Genomic DNA, 26,720 nt, shown 5'->3' with positions numbered 1-26,720 from the left:
CGAGTACAGCAGCCAAAACAGGCGGTATCTGCATGCCCTGCCATCAGGAGCAAGAACGAAGTGACGGAAAGTAGAGGCGAAGTGACGGAAAGAAGAGCCAGAGCGACGGAAGGAAGAGTCGAAGCGACGGAAAGAAACTAGTTGGCTCGAACAAACTAAAACCATATTTAAAACTCGGTCCATTCAGTATGGGTCGAGTTTTTTTGCGATTATTACAAATGTTATTCAACTAACAGAGGCAGGATAGAAGAATGGAAATGCATGATGTGGGAAATAATGTAGTTCTCTTATGCAAATAACAATTCAAAATAAAATCAAAACAAAACGGAGGTAAAAAATGGATGTCCTTGATTGTATCATTATAGGTGGAGGTCCTTCTGGGTTAAGTGCTAGCTTAACTTTAGGAAGGGCTAGGAGAAACATTGCACTAATTGACGATAGAACGAATAGAAATAGAGTGACACAAGCATCACATGGATTTATTACTCGTGATGGAATAAAACCACAAGCGTTTAAAGAAATAGCTTTAAAAGAGTTGGAGAATTACCCCTCCGTATCATATTTTACTGCAACAGTTACTGAAATTATTAAGGATATAGGTAATGAGCGATTTACTGTCAAAACATCAACTAGTCAGGAATTCGTTTCAGAAAAAATAATACTCGCCACTGGTATTCAAGAAATATTTACTATACCTAGTATAAGAAAGTTTTATGGGAAAAGTCTATTTAGTTGTCCGTATTGTGATGGTTGGGAGCAAAAAGATAAGCCATTAGTGGTTATTGCAGAAAAAGAAGAGCATGTACTGCATTTGACTATGTTAATTTATAATTGGTCGCAGGATTTGGTTGTCTTAACGAATGGAGTTCAATTATCTAAAGAAGGTAAAATGGAGTTACAAAAACACAATATTAAAATTATATCGGACAAGATAAAAGACTTAATAGGTAATGACGGTTACTTACAAAAAATAGAGTTTGAAACAGGAGCAACAATTATAAGATCGGGTGGTTTTGTTGCCCCATCTTATTATCGCCCAAACCATTTTGCTGAGAAGCTTTGCTGTGAAATTCACGAAAATGGAAAAGTTATAACAGATGGTGTTGGTAGAACAACCCAAAAAAACGTATATATTGCAGGGGAAACCGAAAGATCTAAACCATCCTCTTTAATGATTTCAGCTGCTAAAGGTAATAAAGCTGCTGTTTCAGTAAATACTGATCTAACGATGGAACGCTTTTGATTACGCATTACGTCATAACACCTTCTGCTTCAACTAAATAGGAACTTTACTAATATAATTAAACACATCAGCGCCAATGAGTTGTCACATATACTTCAAACATTAGAGTTACTATAAGTAATTACGAAGAACGGATTATGATTTTAGAATTCGTTTTTTCTTGTTACCTAAAAAGGATCGACGGTTTTTTTGTTGAAGTTATTGAACTCGTGGACATTCATGACAAAATCCACCTACTTTAGCAGGTGGTAATTTAAAGCACTCTTATCTTAACTGATGTTAAAGTGAGAATCTTATTTTGACTTATTATGCATTATCTACCGAGTATTTTAACTTGAACGCCATAACTTAAATCACATTAATCATTGAAAATGCTTGTCATTTTCATTGCAACCTCTTCGGTAATCGCAAGAAATCGTTTGGAAATTGAGGTCATATAACGATCCTTAAGTGTAATTATATTAAGTTTTGTTTGTAACACTGGATTTGCTAGTGGTCTAAGTACCGGTAAATCAGGAGAATTAAGTAGCTTGAAACAGCTAGGTACAAAACAAATCCCTGCGCCTTTCATTACCATCATAAGTGTTGGTAATGTTTCTGTCCCCCAGTAAATGACATTAGGCGTAAATCCACTTTTTTGACATGCCTCGATCACATCATCAGCAACACCTGATCCATAAGATGTTGTATTTAAAAGAAATCGTTCGTTTGTCAAGTCTGCAATATCAATAGAATCTTTTTCACATAGATGATGGTTGGGTGGAAGAGCTAAAAGTAAAGGTTCTGTTAGTAATATTGAAGTATCGATGTCCTCAGCTCTTACTGAAGTTCGGACAATTCCAATATCTATTTTATGACTTCTTAGTTCTTCTAAAATATATGATGTATTACCCTCGCGAACATGTGTAACTATGTTAGGAGTTTCCTTTTGAATTTTTTTTAAGACATTTGGCAAAATAAATAGATTTGCTGAAGTAGTACAACCCAATTTCACCGTACCTCTAATTCCTTCATGAAACTCGACTAATTTCTTCTCCGTATTCTCAGATAAATCAAGTAATTCTTTTCCTTTTTCATATAAAAATTGTCCACTTGGTGTTAATTCAAGAGATCTACCTAAACGATTAAACAAAGTGACATTTAATTCTTGTTCAAATTTTCTAATTAAAATACTTAAGGGGGGTTGAGTCATTTGCAGTGCAGTAGCAGCTTTTGTAATGCTACCTTCCTCAACTACTGTAATAAAACAATGTAAACGATGAAGGTTCATTTTGATATCTCCTCCTTTTAGTATTCATAAAATATATGGAAGCCATATAAATATTATAATTTACATTATAAAAATGTAAAGATATACTATTTTCATAATTAAGAATAGTTCAAAAATTCAAACTGAATTGTATTTAGTTGATACGAGAGTGTATCCATCCAATCGCAAATTATTAAATTATAAATGGAGGTTTTATCAATGACAACTAAAATTACTCAACAATCAAAAACTGTAGAGTTAGCTAAACTGGACAAAAAGCACTTGCTACATCCAGCTACAAATCCGAAGGCTTTAATTGACAATGGACCGCCTATTATCTTTGTTAAAGGTAAAGGCGTTACAGTTACAAGTACGGATGATGTGGAATACATCGACGGGATGTCAATGCTTTGGAACGTCAACTTAGGGCATGGGAATCAAGAACTTGCAGATGCTGGGAATAGTCAATTATCTACCCTCGCGTATGCATCATCATTTAAAGGATTCTCAAACGAACCATCCATTCTACTTGCTAAAAAATTAGCTGAGTTAGCACCAGGAGATTTAAATAGTGTATTCTACACTTCTGGTGGGTCAGAATCAAATGATACAGCAATTAAATTAGCTCGTTTCTACTGGGAGCTTAAAGGAAAATCAGAAAAAAGAAAGATTATTGCGCTAACGAATGCTTATCACGGTGTAACAATTGGAGCGCAAACAGCTACTGGTCTTGCAGCATACCACAAGTTCGCATCATCAAATATAGACGGAGTTGTTCGTGCAACAGCCCACCTATTAAACAGTGAGTTAGGTGATAAAAGTGACCCGAACTATGCAGATTCTATCCGTGGAACAATTGAAAGAGAAGGTGCTGAGGCAATTGCGGGAATTATTATTGAACCTGTGCAAGGTGCGGGCGGAGTTAATATTCCACCAGAAGGTTACTTAGAAGCAGTTCGTAAAATCTGTGACGAGTACAATATCCTTTTCATAGCAGATGAAGTTATTTGTGGATTTGGTCGTACGGGGAAAATGTTTGGTGTAAACAACTGGAATGTTGTCCCTGATATGATGTCAATTGCAAAAGGAATTACGAGTGGTTATTCGCAACTTGGCGGGGTCATGATGAATGATGAAATTAGAGAAACAATTGCTAACTTTGATGCTGTTATCCCACATGGTTTCACATATAGTGGACATCCGACTGCTTGTGCGATTGGACTGAAAAACATTGAAATACTAGAGCGTGATAATATTATTGACCACGTAAACGAAATGGAGAAAGAACTTAAAAAAGGTTTAGATTACTTAGCTGAAAAGCATAGTATTGTAACAAATTGCAGAGTAATTGGTCTGTTGGCTGCATTTGAACTTTATGAAGATCCAACAAGTGGGAAATTGTTTGATCCAACTGTTTTCCCAGCAAATGCGGTAGTTGACGCATGTTTCGATCGCCAATTAATAGTAAGAGCGCTTGGAGCATATAACCAAATTGTAGCAATTGCGCCACCGCTTATTATTAACAAGGAGGAAATTGGAAAAATGATTCAAATTATAGACGATGCGATTACTGCTTTTAAAAATACACGCAACTAAACTATTCCTATAAAGTAAGTTGAGTAGTGGTGGTTATAGTAAAAAAAGGGGGGTTCTCTAGTGCTTTATATAAACGGTGAATGGCGGGATACAGGAAATAAATTAGATGTAACAAATCCTGCGACAGGAGAAATAATTAGCACTGTTGCTACAGGTAGTAAAACTGAAACTAAAGAAGCAATCGAAAGTGCGAAGAGAGCATTTGAATTATGGGGTAAGACAACTGGAAATGAGCGCAGCAACTACCTGTTACAAGTAGTTCAATTGATGAAAGAAAAATCAACAGAATTAGCTGAAACAATTACACTTGAAAATGGTAAGCCTTTACCAGATGCTACTCGTGAAGTAGCAGGTGCGATCGGCTATCTAGAATGGTATGCAGAGGAGGCTAAGAGAATTTATGGGGAAACAATTCCTGCATCTGCAGCTGATAAACACTTAATGGTAATTCGCGAACCTGTTGGGGTATGTGCAGCTATTACACCATGGAATTTCCCGTTATCGATGATTACAAGAAAAATTGCACCTGCACTTGCTGCAGGTTGTACGATTGTTTTAAAACCGGCTGACTTAACGCCTCTTTCGGCGATAAAAGTATTCGAATGCTTTCATGAAGTTGGACTACCGGCTGGCGTTGCAAACCTGGTAATTGGCCCAGCTGAAGAAATTGGAAACGAGATGACGAGTAACCCAGACGTTCGTAAAATCACTTTTACTGGCTCGACGCGTGTGGGGAAAAAACTTATCCGTGATTCGTCTGATACAGTGAAGAAAATATCAATGGAGCTTGGTGGACACGCACCGTATATTGTGTTTGAGGATGCTGATATCGACGCAGCAGTTAATGGTATCTTAGTGTCTAAGTTTATTAACTCAGGTCAAACTTGCATCAGCACCAACCGGATTTACGTAGCAGAAACTGTAGCAGATGAATTCTCAGAAAAGTTAGCTGACAAGGTATCTAAATTAGTTGTAGGAAATGGATTAAAAGAAGGCGTAAATCTCGGTCCAGTAATTAATAAAGTGGCTCTTGAAAAAGTGAAAGGTCAAGTAGAAGACGCTGTGAAACATGGTGGTAAAGTAATTGCGGGTGGTAATGTATGTACATTAAATAATGGTAGCGGTTACTTCTTTGAGCCCACAGTTATTCAATATGCAAGCGATAATATGAAGATTACAACAGAAGAAACATTTGGACCAGTTGCACCAATTTATACATTTAAGACGGAAGAAGAGGTAGTTGCAAGAGCAAACCATCCTGAATATGGTCTTGCAGCTTATTGTTATACGCGAGACATTGGTCGAGGCTTGCGAATGATGCGTGCTTTAGAGTTCGGAATTGTTGGTATTAATGATCCAGCTCCAGTGGTTGTACAAGCTCCGTTTGGTGGGATGAAGGAAAGTGGAATGGGAAAAGAAGGCGGTTGGTACGGACTAGAGGAGTACCTGGAGAAGAAGTTTGTATCGATTTATTTAAAATAATAAAAAATGTTATTAGGTAACTAAATATATCAGGCGAGTTGATTAGGGAAAAATACGTTTAATATTGCGTGATAAATGGATTTTTTTGTTACTATTTTGCTGATATATTTCCATTTTAACTGATTGTAGCGTAGGGCTACTCGACTCCCGCGGGAAAGCGAAACAGACGAGACCCTGCACGGAGCGAAGCGGAGGAAGCGGCTCGGCGCTCGCCCGTAGGAAAGCGAGTAGCCCGTAGCGGAAATCAGCCTCTTCGAATGTATAAAAATGAGTAATCAACACACCTGTAAATATATTGTAGTAGACTTATCTACATTCTCCATGTCTCCCATACATTCTTTAGAAACTATGTATGGGAGACAGTCTACACAATTAATAAAGTAATAAACTTTAATTCCAATAAAATAAGAGGGTGAATTTATTATGTCTCAAGTAAATTTAAAAAATAATGGACAAGAAATAGTTGTCCGCAATATTTTAAAAGAGGATCTTGCTGAAGTTGCCGCACTTTCTATGAAGTGTTTTGGACCTGATATGGCATTAAAATATGAGCATTTTGAAAGTCAGATTGAGTTGTTTCCAGAAGGTCAAATTTGTCTAGAATATAACGGTAAAATTGTAGGAACCGCCTTAAGTCTAATTGTAAATTTTGAAGATTACGGAGATAGTCACTCCTATTTTCAAATCTGTGATTTAGGATTTATTCGAAATCATAACCCTAATGGTAGAAACCTATATGGTATTGAAATTGGCGTACACGAAGATTTTAGAGGGTTACAATTGGGACGTCATTTGTATGATGGCCGAAAAAGAATATGTGAGAAACTTAACTTGGAAAGTATCTTAGTAGGAGGTCGTATACCTTATTACTATAAATATGCTGAGCAGATGAGTGCAGATGAGTATGTACTAGAGGTAATGAAAGGGAAAATATATGATCCTGTTTTAACATTCCAATTGAAAAACGGATATGTATTAAATAAAGTAATGCCAGGCTATTTACCTGGGGATGTTGAGTCATTAGAATATGCAACACTTTTGGAATGGAAAAATCCAGTTTACAAGCTTAAATTAGTATGAGTCTTTTGTCCGTTATGTTCGCCTATTTTAATAGGCGAACAGTGGATGCCCATTGTTAATTGCGATTATTTAACTTCTCTAGTTATGTAAGCGCTTTCAATTGATTGTTATAAGAGTTCCATTAGAAGTAAATCTTAGGCAAAGGGAGGAGTTATAGTGGTTATCGCTGATAAAGTTATTTCGAGTGAAGCAGTATTTACAGGTTTAGAAAATGAAGCAAAGCCAGCTGCTATTGCGATTAAAGGTAATAAAATCATTGCGGTAGGTTCGATGGAGGAAATAACACCATTTATAGGTTTAGACACGAAGGAATATCATTATGGCAACCAACTCATTATGCCAGGATTTCATGATGCGCACCTTCATCTCATGTTTGGTAGTCTTTTCTCGCATGCAAGTATCAATTTATCGGATGCTCATTCGGAAGAAGAGGTTGCTAGTTTAGTAAAACAATTTTCGGAAAACGTGCATGCTGATGAGTGGATTATAGGCTATGGATGGGATCATACAAATTGGGCGGAGAAAGGCTTGCCGACACGTTTTTCTTTAGACAAAGTAGTTCCTAATCACCCAATTATTCTTTTTCACGCAGAAGGTCATTATTCGTGGGTTAATAGTTTGGCACTTGAAAATGCAAGGGTTACAAATGAAACTGAAGACCCTCCTAATGGTACGATTCAAAAAGATGAAAATAATGAAATCACAGGTATTCTTCTTGAAACAGCAATGAATTTAGTTGTGGATATTGCTCTCGCGTTTCCAGATAAACGGAAAGAAGAATTGTTTGAAGAGTTCTTAAAAAAATCAGCTCAATTAGGTATTACATCAGTAAATGATTTGTTTGCAAGTAGTTTTGATAAGTTAAATAGTTTCGATATGTATAAGGCATATGATGAAGCTGGAAAACTTACGACTCGCATTCATCTTTACCCTGAGTTAAATGATGATATAGATAGAGCGATAAGCTTGCGTGAAAAGTACAATTCCGAAAAATTACAGCTTGCAGGACTTAAGCAGTTTATTGATGGCGTTGTAACTGGACATACCGCATACATGTTAGATCCTTACTTAGACAAACCTACAACACGTGGGAGTACTGCTTTTCCTGTAGAAACGATCAAAAATTGGGTGACAAAAGCGGACAAAGAAGGATTTCAAATTCGCTTCCATACAATAGGTGATGGCGCAGTTAGGCTTGCTCTAGATATATTTGAAGCAGCAAGGATGAAGAATGGTGTGAGAGATTCACGACATGCGCTAGAGCATATTGAAGTGATTCATCCGACAGATATTCAGAGATTTAAAGAATTGGGGGTTGTTCCATCTGTACAGCCTTCTCATCTAGCATTGATGCCAAAAGAAAGTCATACTTTGCGTGTCGGTAAAGAGAAAGACCCTTATACGTATTTATGTAAAACGTTATACGATGCAGTCGAGTATATTGCTCTTGGTACAGACTATCCAATAACAACATTAGATCCTTTTAAAGAAATTTTTCATGCGATTACGAGACTAGACTTTACTGGTGATTATGAGTGGAATAGTCAAGAGCAGCTAACACTCGCAGAAGCGTTGAAAGCGTATACAAAAGGTTCAGCTTACAGCACATTCAGAGAAAAAGATTTGGGTACATTAGAAGTTGGAAAATTAGCAGATATTATTGTACTAGATAAAAACCTCTTTGAAGTAGAACATAAAGAAATTCTTCAAACGAAAGTTTTGTTAACAATTATGGATGGTAAAGTTGTTTATCTTTATTCAGCAGAAGACTCCCACCTCTATAGGTGGTGAGATGAATGCGATTTTGGTACCTTTTCAGTGGGTGTCCAAACACCTACTGAATAAAGATAAAAGCCTCCGGCGGATGTCACGGATTTTCAAAGGAATGAATTGTGCGGGCACAATTCAAAATCCGGACGCAATTACGCCAAGGCGTAATTGATAGTGAATCAGTCTACGATCCTACTATTTTAGTTAATTGATCATTTTACCGGGAACATTTTTTTATTACTATTCGGGGAGTGAAAAAAATGAAACATTCAGTTAATTTGTCTAGATCGCTTTCTTTAACGTCTGTTGTTGTTACTGGGTTGGCCTTTATGGCTTTAACTACAGTGTTTAGCACATACGGCATAGCCTCTCAAATATCTCATGGTATGGTCGCTGGATCGTATGTACTTGCATTAATTGTGATGATGTTTACGGCTCATAGTTATGGTCAAATGGCAAAAGCGTACCCTATTGCGGGATCTGCCTATACCTATGCGCAAAAAGCGATTAATCCTCATGTTGGCTTCTTAGTGGGATGGGCAATTTTAATGGATTATCTCTTGATCCCAATGGTTAACTTTTTACTATTTGGTATTTTCTTCTCAGCTGCAATACCTGAAGTTCCACAGTATGTTTGGATACTTACATTAGTAGTTCTTGTGACGTTTGTAAATGTTAAAGGTGTAAAGTTAAGCGCAAATGTCAACATGATTGTAATAGGCTTATCGGTATTATTTCTAATTGTCTTTTGCATCTTATCAGTTAAATCAATAGTAACTGGAACCGGGACTGGCATTTTATTTAACCTTGATCCCTTTTTTAATACCGAGGAATCATTTAAGTATATAGTTGCTGGTGCTGCACTATTATGTTTCTCTTTCCTCGGTTTTGATGCAGTTTCTACTTTTTCAGAAGAAGTAAAAAATCCGGAGAAAAACATACCGCGTGCAATATCTTTAGTAACAATAATTGGTGGATTATGTTTTGTAGTCGTATCTTATTTTGCCCATAATGTTTGGCCAGATTATACGAGTTTTAAAGATGCTGATTCTGCTTCCTATGAAATTGCTTTCCTAGTAGGCGGGAATGCCTTACAAGCAGCATTCCTAGCAAAAACTGCAGTGGTTGTATTTGGTTCCGCGTCCGCTTCTCAAGCAAGTGCTGCACGTGTATTATACGCAATGGGAAGAGATGGACAATTACCTAAAAATTTTTTTGGAAAACTAAATAAAAGAACGAGAACCCCGGTAAACAACATTTTATTAATTGGTCTTTTATCATTATCTGCGATGTTTTTAAGTCTAACCTTTGTCGCGTCTTTCATTAACTTTGGCGCCTTACTTGCATTTACTGCTGTGAATTTATCCGTTGTTTTTTTATATTACGGTAAACGAAAAGAACGCTCCTTAAAGGGGACTATCTTCTATTTGATTTTTCCATTAATCGGAGCAGTACTTACAACTTGTTTGCTTTTCAATCTAGATGTTTATTCGATTACTCTTGGTAGTGTTTGGTTAGGAATTGGTGTTATTTATTTATTATTTATGACAAAAGGTCTTAAGCATAAACCACCAGTGCTCAATGCAGTTCAGATTGATTAGTCGCAGTTTAAAACATTTAATGAAGCAGCTAAAAATATGTAAAGGGGATGGATGAATGACAGATAACACTACGCTTAAAAGGTCATTAGGTGTTTGGTCAATTGTTGCACTGGGATTAGGATATATGACGCCTACAGTGGTCTTTGATACGTTTGGAATTGTATCAAAATTAACAAATGGTGTAGTACCAATGGCGTATTTTGTCGCCTTGTTAGTAATGGTATTGACAGCGATTAGTTATGGAAAAATGGTACAGGTATTCCCGGCTGCTGGTTCAGCATATACATACACCCGGGAAACAATGGGGTCTCACCTAGGATTCCTCGTAGGATGGGCATCGTTATTAGATTATTTATTATTACCTTTAGTTAATGCATTAATTATTCGAATATATATGGAATCTCTGTTTCCGAATGTACCTGTTTGGATTTGGGTTTTTGCTTATGTCATTGTAGTTACTGCAATTAATGCTTATAGTATGGAATCAACATCGAGCTTAAACTTTATACTCGTTGTTTTCACGATTTGTTTAATAGGTATTTTCATAATACTTGCTTCTGTACAACTTTATCACGGTATGGGGAATGGTACTTTATTCACGATTCATCCACTATCACATGAAAATGTGAAATTAATAGCCGTTTTAACTGGGGCAACAGTAGTAGCTTTCTCGTTTATCGGTTTCGACGCAATAACAATGTATACGGAAGAAGCAAAGGATACATCAACAGTTCCTAGAGCAATCCTTCTAACTGTTTTAATCGGTGGGGGCATTTTCTTTATTGCTTCTTATTTTACTCAAGCATTATTCCCGGATGTTTCTGTGTTCGAAAATGTAGATGATACATTGCCGGAAATTGGTTTGTATGTAGGAGGGAAGTTATTCCAACTGCTCTTCATTGCAGGAGCATTCGCTGCTACTGTAGCTTCAGGACTTGCATCTCATGCAAGTGCATCTCGTTTGCTGTTTGTTATGGGCAGAAATGGTGTACTTCCTAAAAAAACTTTCGGATACTTACACCCTAAATTTAGAACGCCTGTTTTTACGATTGTTTTGACGGGAATCGTATCATTATTTGCAATAGGGCCAAATTTAGAATTAATTGCTTCAGTCATTAACTTTGGGGCATTAATTGCATTCACATTCGTTAACCTTTCTGTTATTGTTCATTTCTATATTCGTCAGAAAAGGAGATCAGGCAGTGAAACCTTTAAGTACTTAATTATGCCTTCTTTCGGAGCATTAGCTACTGGAGTTCTTTGGTATCATTTACACGCTGATGCATTTATAGGTGGAATCGTTTGGCTTATAATCGGAACCATTTACATGCTGTTTATTACAAGATTCTTTAAAAAAGAACTTGGAAGCATGGACTCTATTGATGACTTGGAGTCATTAGATAAAGAGATTTTTAATGAAGATAAGATTAAAGTCTTGAATTAACTATTTAGAGGATGAGAATCTCTTAGATAATCTTTCTCTTTTTAATGACAGAAGAAGTAAATAGAGGAGTGATGGCTTTGAAAGAAAAAATTCGACTGTATATAGAAGAAAATAAAGAAGAATTATTTAAAACAATTCAAGATGTCGTACGTATAAAAAGCGTTGTTGGTAATGAACAAGAGATGCAATTATACATGAAAAAAAAATATGAAGAACTTAACTTGATTTTGCATGAGATTGAACCAAAATATGAGAAGGTTTCAGCTCATGAAGCGTTTATTGATTCAGGTATTCCGTTTGAAGACCGAAAAAATATTATCGGAATACATAAAGGTGTCTCCGATGGTAAGTCATTAACGATTCATGGGCATGTAGATGTTGTTTCACCAGAACCATATTCAAACTGGACGATGGACCCATGGAGTGGAGATATTATTGGAAACAAGTTATACGGTCGAGGCTCTGCCGATATGAAAGCAGGACTTATTTCAAATTGGTTCGCATTGAAAACATTAATTGATTTAGGTTATCCAATTGCTGGAGATGTTCAGCTACATTCAGTAATAGAAGAAGAAGCTGGTGGTGGAGGCGGAGCTTTAGCATGTTTGGAGGAAGGCTTCGTAACAGATGGGTACATTTCGACAGAGCCACATAATTTGAATATGACAATAAGTCATGGGGGGATTATGTATTTCCGAGTGTACGTAAAGGGAAGAACAGCGCATGCCGGTTTAGCGCATGAAGGCATAAATGCTATTTCAAAAATGATGAAAATCCTTAGTGCGCTGGATGAATTAAGCGAATGGCGTGCTAAAAATGTTAAGTTTGATTTATTTGAAAAGGGATCTGGACAGTCCGTTCACTTAAACTTAGGTGTACTAAAAGCTGGGGACTGGGTATCAACAGTTCCAGGGGAAGCGATCCTCGAAGGAAGAATTGGTTTTATCCCAGGGGAAACTCGCGAAGAAATTAAGCAACTAGTACAAGACACGATTATGAAATCTGTCTTAGGCGATGAGTGGATGGCTAAAAATCCACCTGTTATAGAGTGGTTTGGATGGTCAACGGAGCCATGGTACCAAGACCCTGAGAACCCTTTTGTAAAATTATTCATCGAAAATGCAGAAGATGTTATGGGACATAAAGTCATTATGGTTGGAAGAGCTGGAGGAAATGATGCACGGTTTACGCAGTATTACGGAAAACAAGGATTGTGCTTTGGGCCAATTGGAGAAAATATGCATGGACCAGATGAATGTGTTCATTTAGATAGCGTAGTAGAAGTAACTAATGTTTTGGCAAATTATATTATTAAGTGGAGCGAGAGTTAACTTTTGGGAATATCCATTGGTAGCTAAATGATTAGGATGTTATGGAAAAAGGAAGCAGGCTTAATGCAATTGGTATTAGATTTAAAACAAAATCTAGCATTAAAAATGACACAAGAAATGCAACAATCTTTGCAACCCTATAAATGTCGTCTTTTGAATCGCATGACTATTTATCTTTATTCGGCAGAAGACTCCAAGTGAGAATTATTTGTACACTAAAAAAACTTTTAATCGGGAAATTATGAGTGTGGAAAATTATTTGATAAAAAAAATCTCTCTTAACAATTAAATTGACGAAGCAATTCCTGTATCTTTAATTGTTTGAAAATTAAATCAATTTATGTCCGAGATGTAAGTAAATCACATTTTAGTAGTTGGCAAGCGTATTGTTTAAAAACATTTAAAAGAGAGGATGTATTTTTATGAAAAGAAATTATTCTGTTGAAGAACTTAAAGTGTTAGACCAAAAGCATTTTCTACACCCTACTTCACCAGTAAAGACGGAAAATGGACCGGCATTTATTTTTACAGAAGGAAAAGGTGTGTATCTGTATGATATTACAGGTAAAAAAGTTATTGATGGAATGTCTTCACTTTGGAATGTGAATGTCGGACATGGTAGAACAGAACTTGGTGAAGTAGCGAAGGAACAAATGGATAAATTAGCCTTCAGTTCTTGTTTTGCAACGTTTAGTAATGAGCCTGCTATTCTATTAGCAAAAAAGTTAGCAGAATTAGCGCCTGGTGATTTAAATACTACATTTTTTACGTCCGGTGGTTCCGAATCCAATGATAGCGCCTATAAATTGGCTCGCCATTATTGGATATTAAAAGGGGAAAGTTCTCGAAAAAAAATTATCTCAAGATCGAGATCGTATCACGGGGTGGCAATCGGTGCTACAAGTGCGACGGGTTTAAAAGGATTTCGTGATTTTACAAATTCTAATGCACCGGATTTTCTATTCGTAGATCATTTCTCCATACAGGCTTTACGTGAATTGATTGAAACTGAAGGTCCAGAAACAATTGCTGCTTTCATCACCGAGCCAGTACAAGGTGCAGGGGGGGTGCATGTTGCACCGGATAATTATTTCAAAGAAATTCGTGAAATTTGCAATGAATACGGTATTTTGATGATAACTGATGAAGTTATCACAGGATTTGGTAGGACGGGTAAGTTCTTTGCGATGGAACATTTTAATGTGGTACCGGATATGATGTGCTTTGCAAAAGGTGTTACTAGTGGATATGCACAATTAGGTGGTGTAATGATCTCAGAGAAAATACACCAAGAATTTTCTGAGTTATCAGAAGGAACTATATTGCATGGATACACTTATAGTGGTCATCCAATGGCCTGTGCAGTTGGGTTGAAAAACATTGAAATTATAGAGAAAGATAATTTAGTAGCAAATGCAGAAATTCGTGGTCAAGAGCTATTAGCAGGGTTAAAAGTATTACAAGCGAAGTATCCATTTATTGTAGATGCAAGAGGTTTAGGTTTAATGGCAGGTATAGAAATCTCTTATGAAGGAAGACTCCTCGCTCCACAAATAGTGACAGAGGCTGCAAAGTTGGGATTAATATGTCGCTCTGTTGTACTAGATGCTCAAGATATTGTTGTATTTTCACCACCATTAGCAATAAGCCAAAAGGAGTTAAGAGATTTATTAGCTATTCTAGAAAAAGCGATTCAAGAAGTAGAGAGTCAGGTATTGGCAAATAAGTTGTAATACGAAAGGTGAGGTAATTATATTGAGGAAAAATTTATTTATCAATGGGGATTGGATAGAAGCAGCAGAGTATACGGAATTATGCTCTCCATATAGTAGCGAGGTTATTGCAGAAATACCGAAGGCAAATGCCGAGGAAGTAGAAGCAGCTTTAGTAGCTGCCGATGCTGCACGTGAAACGATGGCGAATATGCCATTGTATAAGCGTGCGATTATTCTTGAAAAATTAGCTTCTTTATTAGAAGCGCGTGCTGAAGAAGCAGCAGAGTTAATAGCACTAGAAGCAGCCAAGCCTATTTCAACCGCCAAAGCTGAAGTTCAGCGTACGATTCAAACGTATAAATTTGCTGCTGAAGAAGCAAAGCGAATACACGGAGAAACAATTCCTGTGGATGCTGCCCCCGGTGGTGACGGGCGCATTGCCTATACGGTTCGTGAACCATTAGGCATCGTGGCAGCTATTACACCTTTTAATTTCCCAATGAATCTAGTAGCTCATAAAGTAGGGCCAGCAATAGCATCAGGTAACACGGTTGTATTAAAACCTGCAAGTCAAACACCATTAACTTCCTATTTTATTGGTGAATTATTAGTTGAGGCAGGATTACCGAAGGGTGCGTTAAATATCGTTACTGGTGCAGGGTCTTTAATTGGTAACAAATTAGTCACGGATAATCGCGTAAAAAAGATTTCTTTTACAGGTAGCCCCGCTGTAGGTATTGGCATACGCAATCAAGCAGGTCTTAAGAAAGTAACGCTTGAATTGGGTTCTAATGCGGCTGTTATTATCGATGAAAATGTTAATATTGATAAATTAATTCCACGTGTCGTTTCCGGTGCATTTGCATTCCAAGGGCAGGTATGTATTTCAGTCCAACGAATCTATGTTCACGAAAAAATGTATGATTTGTTTGTAGATAAATTTGTAGCAGCTACAAAAGAGTTGAAACTTGGTGATCCCCTAGATCCTACAACGGATGTTTCAGCCTTAATTAGTCCACAAGATGTAAAACGAACATTAAGTTGGATTGAAGAAGCAAAGGGGCAAGGGGCAATTGTTGCAACTGGTGGAGAATCTGAAGGGAATATCTTACAACCTACCGTATTATTAAATGTAAAACCAGAGCAGAAGGTTTCCTGTCAGGAGGTATTCGCACCAATCGTATCTATTATGAAGTTTACATCTATTCAAGAGGCATTTGATCAAGTAAATGACTCCAAATATGGTTTGCAAGCTGGTATTTATACAGATAATATCCATGTTGCTTTACAGGCAACGCAAAAACTCCATGTAGGTGGTGTCATTATAAATGATATTCCTACATTCCGTTTAGATCATCTACCATATGGTGGCGTAAAGGAAAGTGGTATGGGAAGAGAAGGGCTGAAGTATGCAATTGAGGAAATGACAGAAATGAAACTTGTAGTGATAAACCAAAACTAAAAAAATAGGTAGGAGGAAATATAATGATAATTGGTGTACCTAAAGAAATAAAAAATAATGAAAATCGAGTAGGAATTACTCCAGCAGGTGTTGTGGCGTACAAAAAAGGTGGTCATGAAGTAATAATTGAATCGAGTGCAGGGCTAGGTAGTGGATTTACAGACCAAGATTATTTAGATGTAGGCGCTCAAATTACTAAATCAACTAAGGAAGCTTGGGATGTTGATATGGTGATTAAAGTGAAAGAGCCGATTCAGGAGGAGTACAAATATTTTAAAGAAAATCTAATTCTCTACACATATCTACATTTAGCGCCAGAGCCAGAATTAACGAGAGCTTTGCTTGAAAGTAAAGTTACTGGAATTGCTTATGAAACAATTCAATTAGATTCAGGTGCCTTACCATTGTTAACGCCAATGAGTGAAGTTGCAGGCCGAATGTCTGTACAAATTGGTGCACAATTTTTAGAAAATTCCAAAGGAGGCAAAGGAGTTCTCTTAGGTGGTATTCCTGGTGTTGCACCTGGAAATGTAGTGATTGTAGGTGCTGGAGTTGTCGGGACGAATGCTGCGAAAATGGCAGTAGGATTAGGTGCAAACGTAACAATTTTAGATGTTAATATTACACGCTTAAGCCAAATAGATGATATGTTCCAAGGACGTGTTCGTACACTTGCATCAAATACCTACAATATCGCTGAAGCAGTAAAAACAGCAGATTTGTTAATTGGTGCTGTGCTAATTCCAGGTTCACGTGCACCACAATTAGTTTCAAAAGAAATGATTCAAACGATGCAAAAGGGATCTGTTGTAGTGGATGTAGCGGTAGATCAAGGGGGTTCTATTGAAACAATTGATCGTATTACTACTCATAGTAATCCTACTTATGAAGTATACGGTGTTGTGCATTACGCAGTTGCGAATATGCCAGGTGCTTGCGCGCGTACCTCAACGATGGGCTTGTCAAATGTAACTGTTCCATACGGTTTGCAAATAGCTAATAAAGGCTATCGCCAAGCCGCTTTAGATAATCCTGCTTTAGCGAAGGGGATAAACGTAGTAAATGGAAAAATAGTATATAAAGCGGTAGCTGATGCACATGGATTACCATATACGGATCTACAAGTAGAATTAGCAGCAGACTCAACTTCGGCGTTAGCAGTTAAATAGAATAAGAGAAATAATGTCATTTGAAATGAAAAGAAGGTGAAAATTGGTAGAGAGCGTAATCTACCAAGCTTTCACCTTCGTTACGGATATTCCGTCGCTTTGCCACATCCTACCGTCGCTCGGATTTCTTTCCGTCGCTTTGCCACATCCTACCGTCGCTCTGGCTCTACTTTCCGTCGCTTTGACTTTTTCTTCCGTCGCTTTGACTTTTTCTTCCGTCGCTCGGATTTCTTTCCGTCGCTTTGCCACATCCTACCGTCGCTCTGGCTCTACTTTCCGTCGTTTTGCTTCATCCTACCGTCGCTCGGATTTCTTTCCGTCGTTTTGCCTCATCCTACCGTCGCTCTGGCTCTACTTTCCGTCGTTTTGGCTCTTCCTTCTGTCGCTCGGATTTCTTTCCGTCATTTCGCCACATCCTACCGTCGCTCTGGCTCTACTTTCCGTCGTTTTGCTTCATCCTACCGTCGCTCTGGCTCTACTTTCCGTCGTTTTGCCACATCCTACCGTCGCTTGGATTTCTTTCCGTCGCTTTGCCACATCCTACCGTCGCTCGGATTTCTTTCCGTCATTTCGCCACATCCTACCGTCGCTCTGGCTCTACTTTCCGTCGCTTTGACTTTTTCTTCCGTCGCTCGGATTTCTTTCCGTCGCTTTGCCACATCCTACCGTCGCTCTGGCTCTACTTTCCGTCGTTTTGCCTCATCCTACCGTCGCTCGTATTTATAGGGAATTACTGCACGCATTTGATACTCGTGTAATTGGGTAAATGGGTTCAAAATCATACCCGGCATCCAAAATAATAGTCGTAAAATGCCCTGGAAATAGGTTTTCTACTTTCTTTAAAAGAGGAATCGCTGCTTTACTGACAGATGTCATGAGGCGAGAGGCGATATATTGACTCTTGGTTGTCACTACGAGATGCCCTTTAAAGTCAAACCAAAACGTATTTTTGCCGTCACTGTTCAGCGAAAGCGTAGTGCTAACGTAGCGGCAGTAACAAAGCCCAGCTGGAACGGAAATCAACCACATGTTTTGTTGAAGAGCCAGGGTATATAAAAACAGTAAGATATTAGGTATAATTATTATTTAAGAAAAGAAAAATTATGATTAAATTAAATCTAGTATAGAAGGGGGGCAAACGTGAATTGACAAATAATAATAAAACGGTTATCCGTTCAATGGATATTTTAAATTTATTTATCGATCATACTGAGCTGACATTTCAAGAAGTAATTGAGTTATCAGGAATCCCTAAAACCTCTGCTTTCCGCATGTTGAAATCTTTTGAGGAAATGGAGTTTTTAGAGAAGGGAACTGATGCAAAATATCGGTTAGGCATTCTTTTCCTTAAATTTGGACATCTCGTATCAATGCGCCTAGATGTGCGGAAAATTGCAGAACCAATTATGAATGAGCTACATAATGATGTAAAAGAAGCGATTAATTTAATCGTTCGTGATGGTGACGATGCTGTTTATATCGAGAAAATAGATACGAAGCAAAAAGTTCGACTCTACACAGCAATTGGTAGAAAAAGTCCTCTTTATGCAGGAGCATGTCCTCGTGCTGTATTATCCTTTTTACCGGATGCAGACATAAAGGAATACCTCGAATCGGTAGAACTTAAATCATTTGCAAAGGGGACGATTACAGAAAAGGAAAAGCTTTTTGAAACGATTGTGCAGGCTAGAGAACTTGGTTATACAATCAGCCATTCAGAATTAGAAAATCATACATCTGCTGTTGCAGCACCGATTTATGATCATAAAGGAGAAGTCGTTGCAGCCATGAGTATTGCGGGACTAGAAACGAATTATCGAGGGGAAAACGTTGAAATCTTCGTCGATAAACTTAAGAAAGCTACCGCAGAGATTTCTAAACAATTGGGGTATGAGCCGCTATAAAAAATGGGTAGTCTCAAAAGTCATTTGAGATTACCCATTTTGCGTTGGAGTTGATAATTTATGGATGACATTTTTTAAAATATATGCACTGTATTTTAGTTGATTGTAGTGGAGACTGGGCGACTCCTTGGGGATCAGCGTCACAGATGAGACCCTGGAGCGAGCAACGCGAGTGAAGCGGCTCATCGGACGCCCCCAGGAAGCTTTGCTCTGCGCGAAAGCGAAGCGTCAGCGGCAAAGCGCCCAGTCGGAACGGAAATCAACCACACGGTTTGGTGAAAAGCCTAATTTTTAGGGAATATTTTTATCTAAATAGGCTATAACCTTTTTAAATGGAGCCCAAATGCTAATTCATTTCGTTTTCTTTCTTGATGTATTAATGCTAATTGAGCTTCTTCAAGAGAGACCTCTTTAAAGTAGACTCGACTATTTGCTTGCATTTGTGCTAATGATGGTAAATCGGCAGAAATCACTTGAGCTATTTTAGGATATCCACCAGTAGTTTGACGATCTGCCATTAAAATAATAGGTTGCCCACTAGAGGGCACTTGAATCGTTCCAAATGTAACCCCCTCGGATAATAATTCAAATGGCTCTTTTAATTGAATAGACTCTCCTTCTAATCGATAGCCCATTCGATCTGCGTGGGTTGTGATAGTGTAAGGCGTTGAAAGGAATTTTTTTAAACTTTCCTCATCGAAATGTTCATATTCAGAGCCCCTTATGAAGCGGATTGTTTGCGTTTTTTTAAATGTAACAAATTGTGTGTAATCAGCTGACCAAGAAAGGAACGTTGGTTCTTTTTTTAATTGGTTAAAAAGATCTTCTCCTAATTCTGATCGTCTTTCTAATTCAATGACATCATTCTTCAGCAATTTTCTTCCGTGAAATCCTCCAATCCCAGCACGTATGTAGGTGCTTTTACTGCGCATCACTTTGGGCACTTGCATTCCGCCACTAAACGATACGTAGGCTCGGCAACCACTAATCGCAGCATTAAATTTTAAAACAGAGCCTTTTTGAATGAAAAGTGGTCGCCACATTGGTGCTTCTTTGCCGTCTATCGTCGGTTGTAAATTGCCACCTGTAATAGCGATCAGTTCATCCGTTTCAAATAAAAGGGTTGTTCCATATAGTGTCACCTCAAGAGCGCCTTCTCCTTCTGCATTTCCAACAAGTAAATTCGCAATTCGTAAGGAAATTGAATCCATTGCTCCTCCGACGATAACACCAAACTTTTGTAGCCCATATCTTCCTAGGTCTTGGATGGTTGCCAGTATACCTGGCTGTAATACTTTTATGCCCATGTTTTCATCTCCCCGTCGTTTTTATATTCTTCCAACGAAATTGGGACAAACTGAATTCGATCACCCGGTTGTAATAAGGTTGGGGGAGACTGTTCAGGTAGAAACAAACGAGAAGGTGTTCGTCCGATGATTTGCCATCCCCCTGGAGTTTCTAATGGGTAAATACCTGTTTGATTTCCTGCAATTCCAACAGATCCCGGAGTAATCGATAACCGTGGAGTTTCTTTACGAGGTGTTGCAATTTGTCTGTCCATTCCTCCCATAAACGGAAAACCTGGAGCAAAGCCTATCATGTAAACAAGATATTCTACAGAAGAGTGAATTTTAATAACTTCATTAGGTGTTAAACCATGATAAGAGGCTACAAAGTCTAAATCTGGCCCCATTTCACCACCATATACTACAGGGATTTTTACGACACGTTCCTTTGTTGTTTCAATTATGTGAGATTGATTCATTAAAGAAAGAATTGTTGCTTTCACCTTTTCGTAAGGCATGTCGCCTTCTTTTCCTATATTTGAAAAGTATACTTCAATCGGATTGTAATAAACCGTCACATTATTATAGGCAGGTACAACTTCGATGAATCCTTTAAATGGATTTCTCTCTAATAAGTTCAATATATTTTTAACTTTGTTGTGATTTGCCTCACTGATTCCTTCACCTACATGTATAACTAGTGCAGAATCACTCAAAGGTCTTATCTGTACATTCTCTTTTAAATTCATCATAAAAACCATCTCCTGAAGTTTCGTAATTCGGTATGCAAGTTTTAAATAACGGATTATTATTATTATATTTAAACAATAAACGAAAACAAGTTTAATTTAAATGAAAATTTCAAAAAAAAAATTCTTTCTCAAAATTTTAAATTTATACTTTTCAGTAATAATAAAATATGATAAGATTTTTTTAAATTTCAAAACTTAAGTTCCGAATATCGGTACAAAATATTTGTAAACGTATTCAGTGTAACTATTTTAGTGGGAAGAAAATGGGGGAAGAAGATGTTTCGAGTTGATTTAAACTGTGATTTAGGGGAAAGTTTTGGTCGTTATCGACTTGGAGAGCAAGAAGAAATCTTAAAATATGTAACTTCTGCTAATATTGCTTGTGGATTCCATGCTGGAGATCCAACAGTCATGCGAGAGACAGTTAAGCTAGCCATTGCTAATGGTGTGAAAATCGGGGCACATCCAGGATTACCGGATTTAAATGGCTTTGGACGACGTGAGATGAACATCACACCACAGGAGGCCTATGATATGGTCATTTATCAAGTTGGAGCATTGCAAGGTTTTCTAACGACTTACAATGAAACGATGCAGCATGTTAAACCACATGGAGCACTTTATAATATGGCTGCTAAAAATCCAGCGATTGCTGAGGCAATCGCACAAGCCATTTATGATATTTCACCTTCACTTGTGTTATTCGGTCTCTCAGGTAGTGAATTAACAAAAGCCGGAGAAAAAGTAGGGCTTCAAACAGCCCATGAAGTGTTTGCAGATCGTACCTATCAGAAGGATGGTTCTTTAACATCTCGTAAACAACCTGATGCATTGATTACCGATAAAGAACAAGCTGTGAATCAAGTTGTGAGAATGGTGAAAGAGGGAATTGTGCTGTCACAACAGAAAATCGATGTCCCATTACAGGCAAATACTATTTGTATTCATGGGGATGGGGAACATGCTGTAGAATTTGCAGAATATATTCATTCAAGATTAGCAGATCATCAAATATCAGTACGTGCAATCAGGGAGGGGTAAGCCAATGGTAGCAAAAAAATCGGAAGTTAGTGAAGCGGGAATCGAGCAAGAGAAAAAAGGTAAATTTGTTAAGAAAACAGCAAGTAAAAGTGTGTTAATTGGAGCTGCCTTTTTAATGGCTACCTCATCTATTGGACCAGGTTTTTTAACTCAAACGACAGTATTTACACAGCAATTAGCGGCTAGCTTTGGATTTGTCATTTTAATTTCATTAATTCTAGATATTGTTGCACAGGTAAACGTTTGGCGAATCATTGCTGTTTCTGGCTTGCGTGGGCAAGAAATTGCCAATAAGGTGTTACCTGGATTAGGTGTTATCCTTGCGATTATGATTGTTACAGGTGGTTTAGCATTTAATATTGGGAACGTTGCTGGAGCTGGATTAGGGTTAGATGCAATGCTTGGCGTAAATCCAATTATGGGTGCCATTGTAAGTGCGCTTTTTGCTATTTTTATATTTATCTATAAAGAAGCAGGAAAGGCAATGGACAAGGTTGCGCAAATTGCTGGCGGTGTTATGATTCTCCTCATGCTATTCGTTGCTTTTAAAACTTCACCACCTGTAGGAGATGCGATTGTGAACACCGTTTGGCCTAAAGAAATTAGCTGGTTTGCGATTGTAACTTTGGTTGGTGGATCAGTTGGGGGTTACATTACTTTTGCTGGTGGTCACCGCCTTTTGGACGCTGGCATCAAAGGACAAGAATCCTTGCCAGAAGTAACAAAAAGCTCTGTGACAGGGATATTGATTACTGGCGTAATGCGTATTGCTTTATTTTTAGCTGTTCTTGGTGTTGTTTCAAAAGGTTTAGTTATTGATCCTGCAAATCCACCTGCATCTGTATTCCAATTAGCTGCGGGTAATATCGGTTATCGTATGTTTGGTATGATTATGTGGGCTGCAGCGATTACTTCTGTTGTAGGTGCAGCTTATACATCCGTTTCATTTATTCGTTCATTCCACCCTAATATTGAGAAATATCATAATTGGGTGATTATAGCATTTATCGTCATTTCAACAACAACTTTTGCCTTGGTTGGAAAGCCTGTTAATGTGTTAATTTTGGTAGGTGCATTAAATGCACTAGTTTTACCATTATCACTTGGTATTATATTAGTTGCTGCACACAAAAAAGAAATTGTTGGTACATATAGGCATCCACGTTGGTTAACTGTCGCTGGAGCAATGGTAGTTGTTCTTATGGGATATCTCAGCATTGTTACACTATTTGAAGAAATTCCAAAAATTTTTAGTTAATCTAACAACCAACCATCCATCCATGAGCATCTTTTCATGGATGGTTATTTTATAAGGAGTGAATGGATGATGACAACATATAGTGCTTTAGAGCCGAATGAAATTCGTAAACTTATTCGCAATCAAGAAATTTCTGGACCAACTTCAGGCATGTCGATTGGGTTTACACAAGCAAATTTAGTGATTTTGAAGAAGGAGTATGCGTTTGACTTTCTATTATTTTGTCAGCGGAATCCAAAGCCATGCCCATTATTAGATGTGACAGAACCTGGGTCATTTATACCTTCAAAAATTGCTAAAAATGCAGATATTCGCAAAGACATTCCGAAATATCGTATTTATCAGGATGGTATTTTAACGGAAGAAGTTTTAGATATTACAGATTATTGGGAAGAGGATATGGTAGGTTTTTTAATCGGGTGTAGCTTTACATTTGAAACACCTCTTCTGGAAGCAGGTATTCCAATAAGACATATTCAAGAAAATTGTAATGTGCCAATGTATAAAACAAATATCGCGTGTGAAAAAGCAGGTGTATTTGAAGGACCAACTGTTGTCAGTATGCGTCCTATGACACCTGAAAATGCGATTCGTGCAATCCAAATTACTTCGCGTTTTCCAAATGTACACGGTGCACCAATTCATATTGGTAGTCCAGAACAAATTGGGATTACGGATATTTCAAAACCAGATTTCGGTGATGCTGTGTCCATTAAGCCAGGGGAAATACCAGTATTTTGGGCTTGTGGCGTAACCCCTCAGGCAGTAGTAAGGGAAAGTAAACCCTCTATTATCATTACCCATGCACCGGGTCATATGCTAATCACTGATATTAAGGAAACAAGCTTGAGCATACTTTAAGGTATAATTGAAAACATTTATAGCGTGATGAGGTTAGGACAATATCAATTTCAGAAATCGAAAAAGCTGGTAAGATTTTACGAAGAGTAAAATTTCACCAGCTTTGATTTGTTAAGTGGATGGCTAAAATAACAATGAAGTGGATGGTTCATTACAATTGAAATCATATTAATATATACTTTTTTATTAGGAATTATATTGCTAAAAGAAGAAAGTGCAAGTTTGAACTAATGAGGTGTATATAGTTGGATTGGAAACCTGATAGAAAAGCGAAAAAAGCAATCTATAAACAACTCGCACAATTTATTGAAAAGGGCATTGCAGATGGTACATTTCCACCTGATAAACCATTGCCATCAGAGAGATATTTAGCGAGCGCTCTACATTTAAATAGAAGTACTGTCGTTCATGCTTATGACGAATTAGAATCGATGGGGCTAATTGAAAGGACTAGAGGAAGCGGTACTACCATTAGTAAAGATATATGGGGTATAACAAAAAAGCGGATTCCTAGCTGGAATAGATATATTGAGGCGGGTTCTTTTTTACCTAGTCAACCTGTCACGCAAAAAATAAGAAAAGAAGCTGTTGAACATCAATTAATAAATTTAGCTTCCGGTGAATTGTCAGAAGAACTTTTCCCAAAAAGATTTTTAAACGAAATAACGTCAACACGTTCTTTTATTGGAAGCCTTGGATATGATCATCCACAGGGCAATGAAATTCTTAGAACTACCATTGCAAAACACGTAAAAGAAAGTCGAGGAATCGAAACTGATCCTTCTTCAATACTGATAACATCAGGAGCGCAACAAGCATTACATTTAATTGTACAATGTTTGTTAAAGCCTGGAGATGCAATAGCAATAGAAGATCCTTCGTACAATTATAATTTGCCAATTTTTAGATCAGTAGGTATACAAATACACTATCTACCTGTCGATAAGGACGGAATAAACCCAGAAGATTTGGAGTCATTATATAAAAAACATCGAATAAAAATGATTTTTTTAAATCCATATTTTCAAAATCCAACGGGCTCTTTATTGAATAAAAAGAAAAAAGAAGCGATTTTAGACATATCCTCAAAGCTTGGAATTCCAGTAGTAGAAGATGATCCTTATAGTTTAACAGCTTTTTCAGGAGAGAAAATCGCTACCCTTAAATCAATGGATAGGAATGGCAACGTATTATACATTAGTTCTTTGTCTAAAATTGTTGCCTCTGGATTAAGAATAGGGTGGATTATTGGTCCAACATCGGTCATTGAAAGATTATCCGATGTGAAACAACAAATCGACTTCGGTCATTCTAGCTATACACAATGGGTAGCGAATGATTTTTTAGAATCAGACAATTTTCATATTCATATAAAAAGGTTGATGAAGGAATTAGAAAAAAGAAGGGATAGAATTATAAAAAGCCTTGATACTTATTTAAAAGATCTAGTTGAATATTCTATTCCTCAAGGTGGTATTCATATATGGTGCAAAATACTTAAAAATTATAATGAAACCCAATTGCTTGAAGAATCCATTAAAAGAGGCGTCATTTATGTTCCTGGTTCTACAATGGGATCCAAAGATGGTTTTGTTCGTTTTACTTTTGCCAAGGAAGATGAAGATTCAATCGATGAAGGAATCAAAAGGTTTGCAGAAGCCCTTAGTATATAGTTAAATGGATGGTCAAAAAAGCATCGAATTGGATGGTTATAAAAAATAGAAATCCCTTATCATGAAGAGGTGGATGATAAAACATCGATATAGCCTATTACTTTACATGAAACAAATAACATAGTAATTGCTATTAAATTTTTTGAAAGAGTTGGTATGCTATGACATCAGGTTTAATTATTACACTAGTGATTGGATCTATTCTTAAATTGTTGATGAGCCCTCCCAGTATAGCTGTGGGATGGGGGGTAAGTAAATTTGAACTTCATAAAAAACTTGATTCAAAAGATGTGACGGTAACATTTAATGGAAAGAATTTAGAAGAGGAAGAAAAAAATAAATTTACAGACTATTTTAATAAAGCTTCCTTTTTGAAAAAACATTATATATTTCCAGGTAATGAAAAATTATTTTTACAACCAGAGTCTAATGTTACTCCATTTATTATGAACGTAAAAAGAGGCAAAAAAGATGTTAATTTCTTTGTTTTTAGTTACGACAATCACGTGGATGTAGTTAAGAAGTACAAGGAGAAGGTTGTTTCATATAGTATTAGTTCTGAACATCTTCAAAATTTCGTAGCTTTAACTACAAATGCAAAACATTAAAATATGGTTTTCGAAAATTAGGGATTCGGTCACTGACGTTGAATCCCTTTTTAATACCCTGAAACTGACTTCCAATTCAATTAAATGGAGGATTTTTTTTTGACAAAAAAGTCGGGATTATAGTGCTACTCACTCAGCACTTAATACTTGATGAAAAACTTCCTTTAATCTTCTTTAAACTAGGGCTTTACTTCT

At 37.2% G+C, this 26,720-nt stretch carries 21 protein-coding genes and 1 pseudogene; 18 read left to right on the top strand and 4 right to left on the bottom strand.

The window, feature by feature from the left end; genetic code table 11:
* The first annotated feature begins 337 nt into the window (after positions 1-337).
* On the top strand, positions 338-1,243 hold the full coding sequence (locus MY533_RS13270; protein ID WP_248716346.1) for an NAD(P)/FAD-dependent oxidoreductase: 906 nt from the start codon (positions 338-340) through the stop codon (positions 1,241-1,243).
* A gap of 358 nt (positions 1,244-1,601) precedes the next feature.
* Here the strand turns inward: MY533_RS13270 and MY533_RS13265 are convergent, their stop codons facing one another.
* On the bottom strand, positions 1,602-2,513 hold the full coding sequence (locus MY533_RS13265; RefSeq protein ID WP_248716345.1) for a LysR family transcriptional regulator: 912 nt from the start codon (positions 2,511-2,513) through the stop codon (positions 1,602-1,604).
* 198 nt (positions 2,514-2,711) lie between these two features.
* Between MY533_RS13265 and MY533_RS13260 the strand changes: the two genes are divergently transcribed.
* From MY533_RS13260 to MY533_RS13210, 11 genes are all read left to right on the top strand, one after another.
* Positions 2,712-4,088, top strand: coding sequence for an aminotransferase family protein (locus MY533_RS13260; protein ID WP_248716344.1), 1,377 nt, complete (start codon positions 2,712-2,714; stop codon positions 4,086-4,088).
* Positions 4,089-4,148: 60 nt separating this feature from the next.
* Complete coding sequence (locus MY533_RS13255) at positions 4,149-5,570, top strand: NAD-dependent succinate-semialdehyde dehydrogenase (RefSeq protein ID WP_248716343.1); 1,422 nt, start codon at positions 4,149-4,151, stop codon at positions 5,568-5,570.
* 423 nt (positions 5,571-5,993) lie between these two features.
* On the top strand, positions 5,994-6,650 hold the full coding sequence (locus MY533_RS13250; RefSeq protein WP_142507119.1) for a GNAT family N-acetyltransferase: 657 nt from the start codon (positions 5,994-5,996) through the stop codon (positions 6,648-6,650).
* Between the two features lie 156 nt (positions 6,651-6,806).
* On the top strand, positions 6,807-8,441 hold the full coding sequence (locus MY533_RS13245; protein WP_248716342.1) for an amidohydrolase: 1,635 nt from the start codon (positions 6,807-6,809) through the stop codon (positions 8,439-8,441).
* 239 nt (positions 8,442-8,680) lie between these two features.
* Positions 8,681-10,021 (top strand): APC family permease, encoded by a 1,341-nt coding sequence (locus MY533_RS13240; protein WP_248716341.1) that lies wholly within the window; start codon positions 8,681-8,683, stop codon positions 10,019-10,021.
* 55 nt (positions 10,022-10,076) lie between these two features.
* Complete coding sequence (locus tag MY533_RS13235) at positions 10,077-11,465, top strand: APC family permease (RefSeq protein ID WP_248716340.1); 1,389 nt, start codon at positions 10,077-10,079, stop codon at positions 11,463-11,465.
* A 77-nt stretch (positions 11,466-11,542) separates the two neighbouring features.
* Positions 11,543-12,796 (top strand): ArgE/DapE family deacylase, encoded by a 1,254-nt coding sequence (locus tag MY533_RS13230; RefSeq protein ID WP_248716339.1) that lies wholly within the window; start codon positions 11,543-11,545, stop codon positions 12,794-12,796.
* Positions 12,797-13,218: 422 nt separating this feature from the next.
* Positions 13,219-14,529 carry an aminotransferase family protein gene (locus tag MY533_RS13225; RefSeq protein ID WP_248716338.1) on the top strand — a complete coding sequence of 437 codons (1,311 nt, stop codon included), beginning with the start codon at positions 13,219-13,221 and terminating at the stop codon, positions 14,527-14,529.
* A gap of 16 nt (positions 14,530-14,545) precedes the next feature.
* Positions 14,546-15,973, top strand: coding sequence for an aldehyde dehydrogenase family protein (locus MY533_RS13220; protein ID WP_248719210.1), 1,428 nt, complete (start codon positions 14,546-14,548; stop codon positions 15,971-15,973).
* A gap of 23 nt (positions 15,974-15,996) precedes the next feature.
* The gene (gene ald / locus MY533_RS13215) at positions 15,997-17,142 is read left to right on the top strand and encodes an alanine dehydrogenase (protein ID WP_248716337.1); all 1,146 of its coding nucleotides are present in this window, start codon (positions 15,997-15,999) and stop codon (positions 17,140-17,142) included.
* Positions 17,143-17,185: 43 nt separating this feature from the next.
* Positions 17,186-17,758, top strand: a complete 573-nt coding sequence (locus MY533_RS13210; RefSeq protein ID WP_248716336.1) for a hypothetical protein — start codon at positions 17,186-17,188, stop codon at positions 17,756-17,758.
* A gap of 146 nt (positions 17,759-17,904) precedes the next feature.
* On the opposite strand, the pseudogene MY533_RS22340 reads toward MY533_RS13210, so the two are convergent.
* Positions 17,905-18,105: pseudogene (locus MY533_RS22340) on the bottom strand (IS5/IS1182 family transposase); the annotation flags it as partial.
* Positions 18,106-18,287: 182 nt separating this feature from the next.
* Between MY533_RS22340 and MY533_RS13205 the strand changes: the two are divergent.
* The gene (locus tag MY533_RS13205) at positions 18,288-19,046 is read left to right on the top strand and encodes an IclR family transcriptional regulator (protein WP_248716335.1); all 759 of its coding nucleotides are present in this window, start codon (positions 18,288-18,290) and stop codon (positions 19,044-19,046) included.
* A 317-nt stretch (positions 19,047-19,363) separates the two neighbouring features.
* On the opposite strand, the gene MY533_RS13200 is transcribed toward MY533_RS13205, so the two are convergent.
* Together MY533_RS13200 and pxpB are read right to left on the bottom strand one after the other, a co-directional pair.
* Complete coding sequence (locus MY533_RS13200; RefSeq protein ID WP_248716334.1) at positions 19,364-20,353, bottom strand: 5-oxoprolinase subunit C family protein; 990 nt, start codon at positions 20,351-20,353, stop codon at positions 19,364-19,366.
* On the bottom strand, positions 20,344-21,084 hold the full coding sequence (gene pxpB, locus MY533_RS13195; protein WP_248716333.1) for a 5-oxoprolinase subunit PxpB: 741 nt from the start codon (positions 21,082-21,084) through the stop codon (positions 20,344-20,346). The genes MY533_RS13200 and pxpB overlap by 10 nt, the downstream gene beginning before the upstream one ends.
* A gap of 276 nt (positions 21,085-21,360) precedes the next feature.
* Here pxpB and MY533_RS13190 point away from each other — a divergent pair, with 276 nt between their 5' ends.
* The 5 genes from MY533_RS13190 to MY533_RS13170 all read left to right on the top strand — a co-directional run bounded on the left by MY533_RS13190 (position 21,361) and on the right by MY533_RS13170 (position 26,525).
* Complete coding sequence (locus tag MY533_RS13190; RefSeq protein WP_248716332.1) at positions 21,361-22,125, top strand: LamB/YcsF family protein; 765 nt, start codon at positions 21,361-21,363, stop codon at positions 22,123-22,125.
* 4 nt (positions 22,126-22,129) lie between these two features.
* On the top strand, positions 22,130-23,383 hold the full coding sequence (locus MY533_RS13185; protein WP_248716331.1) for an NRAMP family divalent metal transporter: 1,254 nt from the start codon (positions 22,130-22,132) through the stop codon (positions 23,381-23,383).
* Between the two features lie 69 nt (positions 23,384-23,452).
* Positions 23,453-24,244 (top strand): putative hydro-lyase, encoded by a 792-nt coding sequence (locus MY533_RS13180; RefSeq protein ID WP_248719209.1) that lies wholly within the window; start codon positions 23,453-23,455, stop codon positions 24,242-24,244.
* A gap of 245 nt (positions 24,245-24,489) precedes the next feature.
* A complete protein-coding gene (locus MY533_RS13175) occupies positions 24,490-25,917 on the top strand; it encodes a MocR-like pyridoxine biosynthesis transcription factor PdxR (protein ID WP_248716330.1) in 1,428 nt (475 codons plus the stop codon).
* A 161-nt stretch (positions 25,918-26,078) separates the two neighbouring features.
* A complete protein-coding gene (locus MY533_RS13170; RefSeq protein WP_248716329.1) occupies positions 26,079-26,525 on the top strand; it encodes a YfmQ family protein in 447 nt (148 codons plus the stop codon).
* Positions 26,526-26,720 lie beyond the last annotated feature (195 nt).

Origin of the sequence: Lysinibacillus sp. Ag94 (genome assembly GCF_023242215.1) — a bacterium.
Lineage (GTDB): Bacteria > Bacillota > Bacilli > Bacillales_A > Planococcaceae > Lysinibacillus.
Note: the sequence above shows the minus strand (reverse complement) of the source record. Positions and strands in the feature narration are given on the sequence as shown.

Bases quoted from the DNA above. Each gene is read 5' to 3' on its own strand.
- MY533_RS13260 (WP_248716344.1), top strand. From the start codon at position 2,712: ATGACAACTAAAATTACTCAACAATCAAAAACTGTAGAGTTAGCTAAA.
- MY533_RS13270 (WP_248716346.1), top strand. From the start codon at position 338: ATGGATGTCCTTGATTGTATCATTATAGGTGGAGGTCCTTCTGGGTTA.
- MY533_RS13240 (WP_248716341.1), top strand. From the start codon at position 8,681: ATGAAACATTCAGTTAATTTGTCTAGATCGCTTTCTTTAACGTCTGTT.
- ald (WP_248716337.1), top strand. From the start codon at position 15,997: ATGATAATTGGTGTACCTAAAGAAATAAAAAATAATGAAAATCGAGTA.
- MY533_RS13225 (WP_248716338.1), top strand. From the start codon at position 13,219: ATGAAAAGAAATTATTCTGTTGAAGAACTTAAAGTGTTAGACCAAAAG.
- MY533_RS13200 (WP_248716334.1), bottom strand. From the start codon at position 20,353: ATGGGCATAAAAGTATTACAGCCAGGTATACTGGCAACCATCCAAGAC.
- MY533_RS13190 (WP_248716332.1), top strand. From the start codon at position 21,361: ATGTTTCGAGTTGATTTAAACTGTGATTTAGGGGAAAGTTTTGGTCGT.
- MY533_RS13235 (WP_248716340.1), top strand. From the start codon at position 10,077: ATGACAGATAACACTACGCTTAAAAGGTCATTAGGTGTTTGGTCAATT.
- MY533_RS13265 (WP_248716345.1), bottom strand. From the start codon at position 2,513: ATGAACCTTCATCGTTTACATTGTTTTATTACAGTAGTTGAGGAAGGT.
- MY533_RS13170 (WP_248716329.1), top strand. From the start codon at position 26,079: ATGACATCAGGTTTAATTATTACACTAGTGATTGGATCTATTCTTAAA.
- MY533_RS13185 (WP_248716331.1), top strand. From the start codon at position 22,130: ATGGTAGCAAAAAAATCGGAAGTTAGTGAAGCGGGAATCGAGCAAGAG.
- MY533_RS13180 (WP_248719209.1), top strand. From the start codon at position 23,453: ATGACAACATATAGTGCTTTAGAGCCGAATGAAATTCGTAAACTTATT.
- MY533_RS13250 (WP_142507119.1), top strand. From the start codon at position 5,994: ATGTCTCAAGTAAATTTAAAAAATAATGGACAAGAAATAGTTGTCCGC.
- pxpB (WP_248716333.1), bottom strand. From the start codon at position 21,084: ATGATGAATTTAAAAGAGAATGTACAGATAAGACCTTTGAGTGATTCT.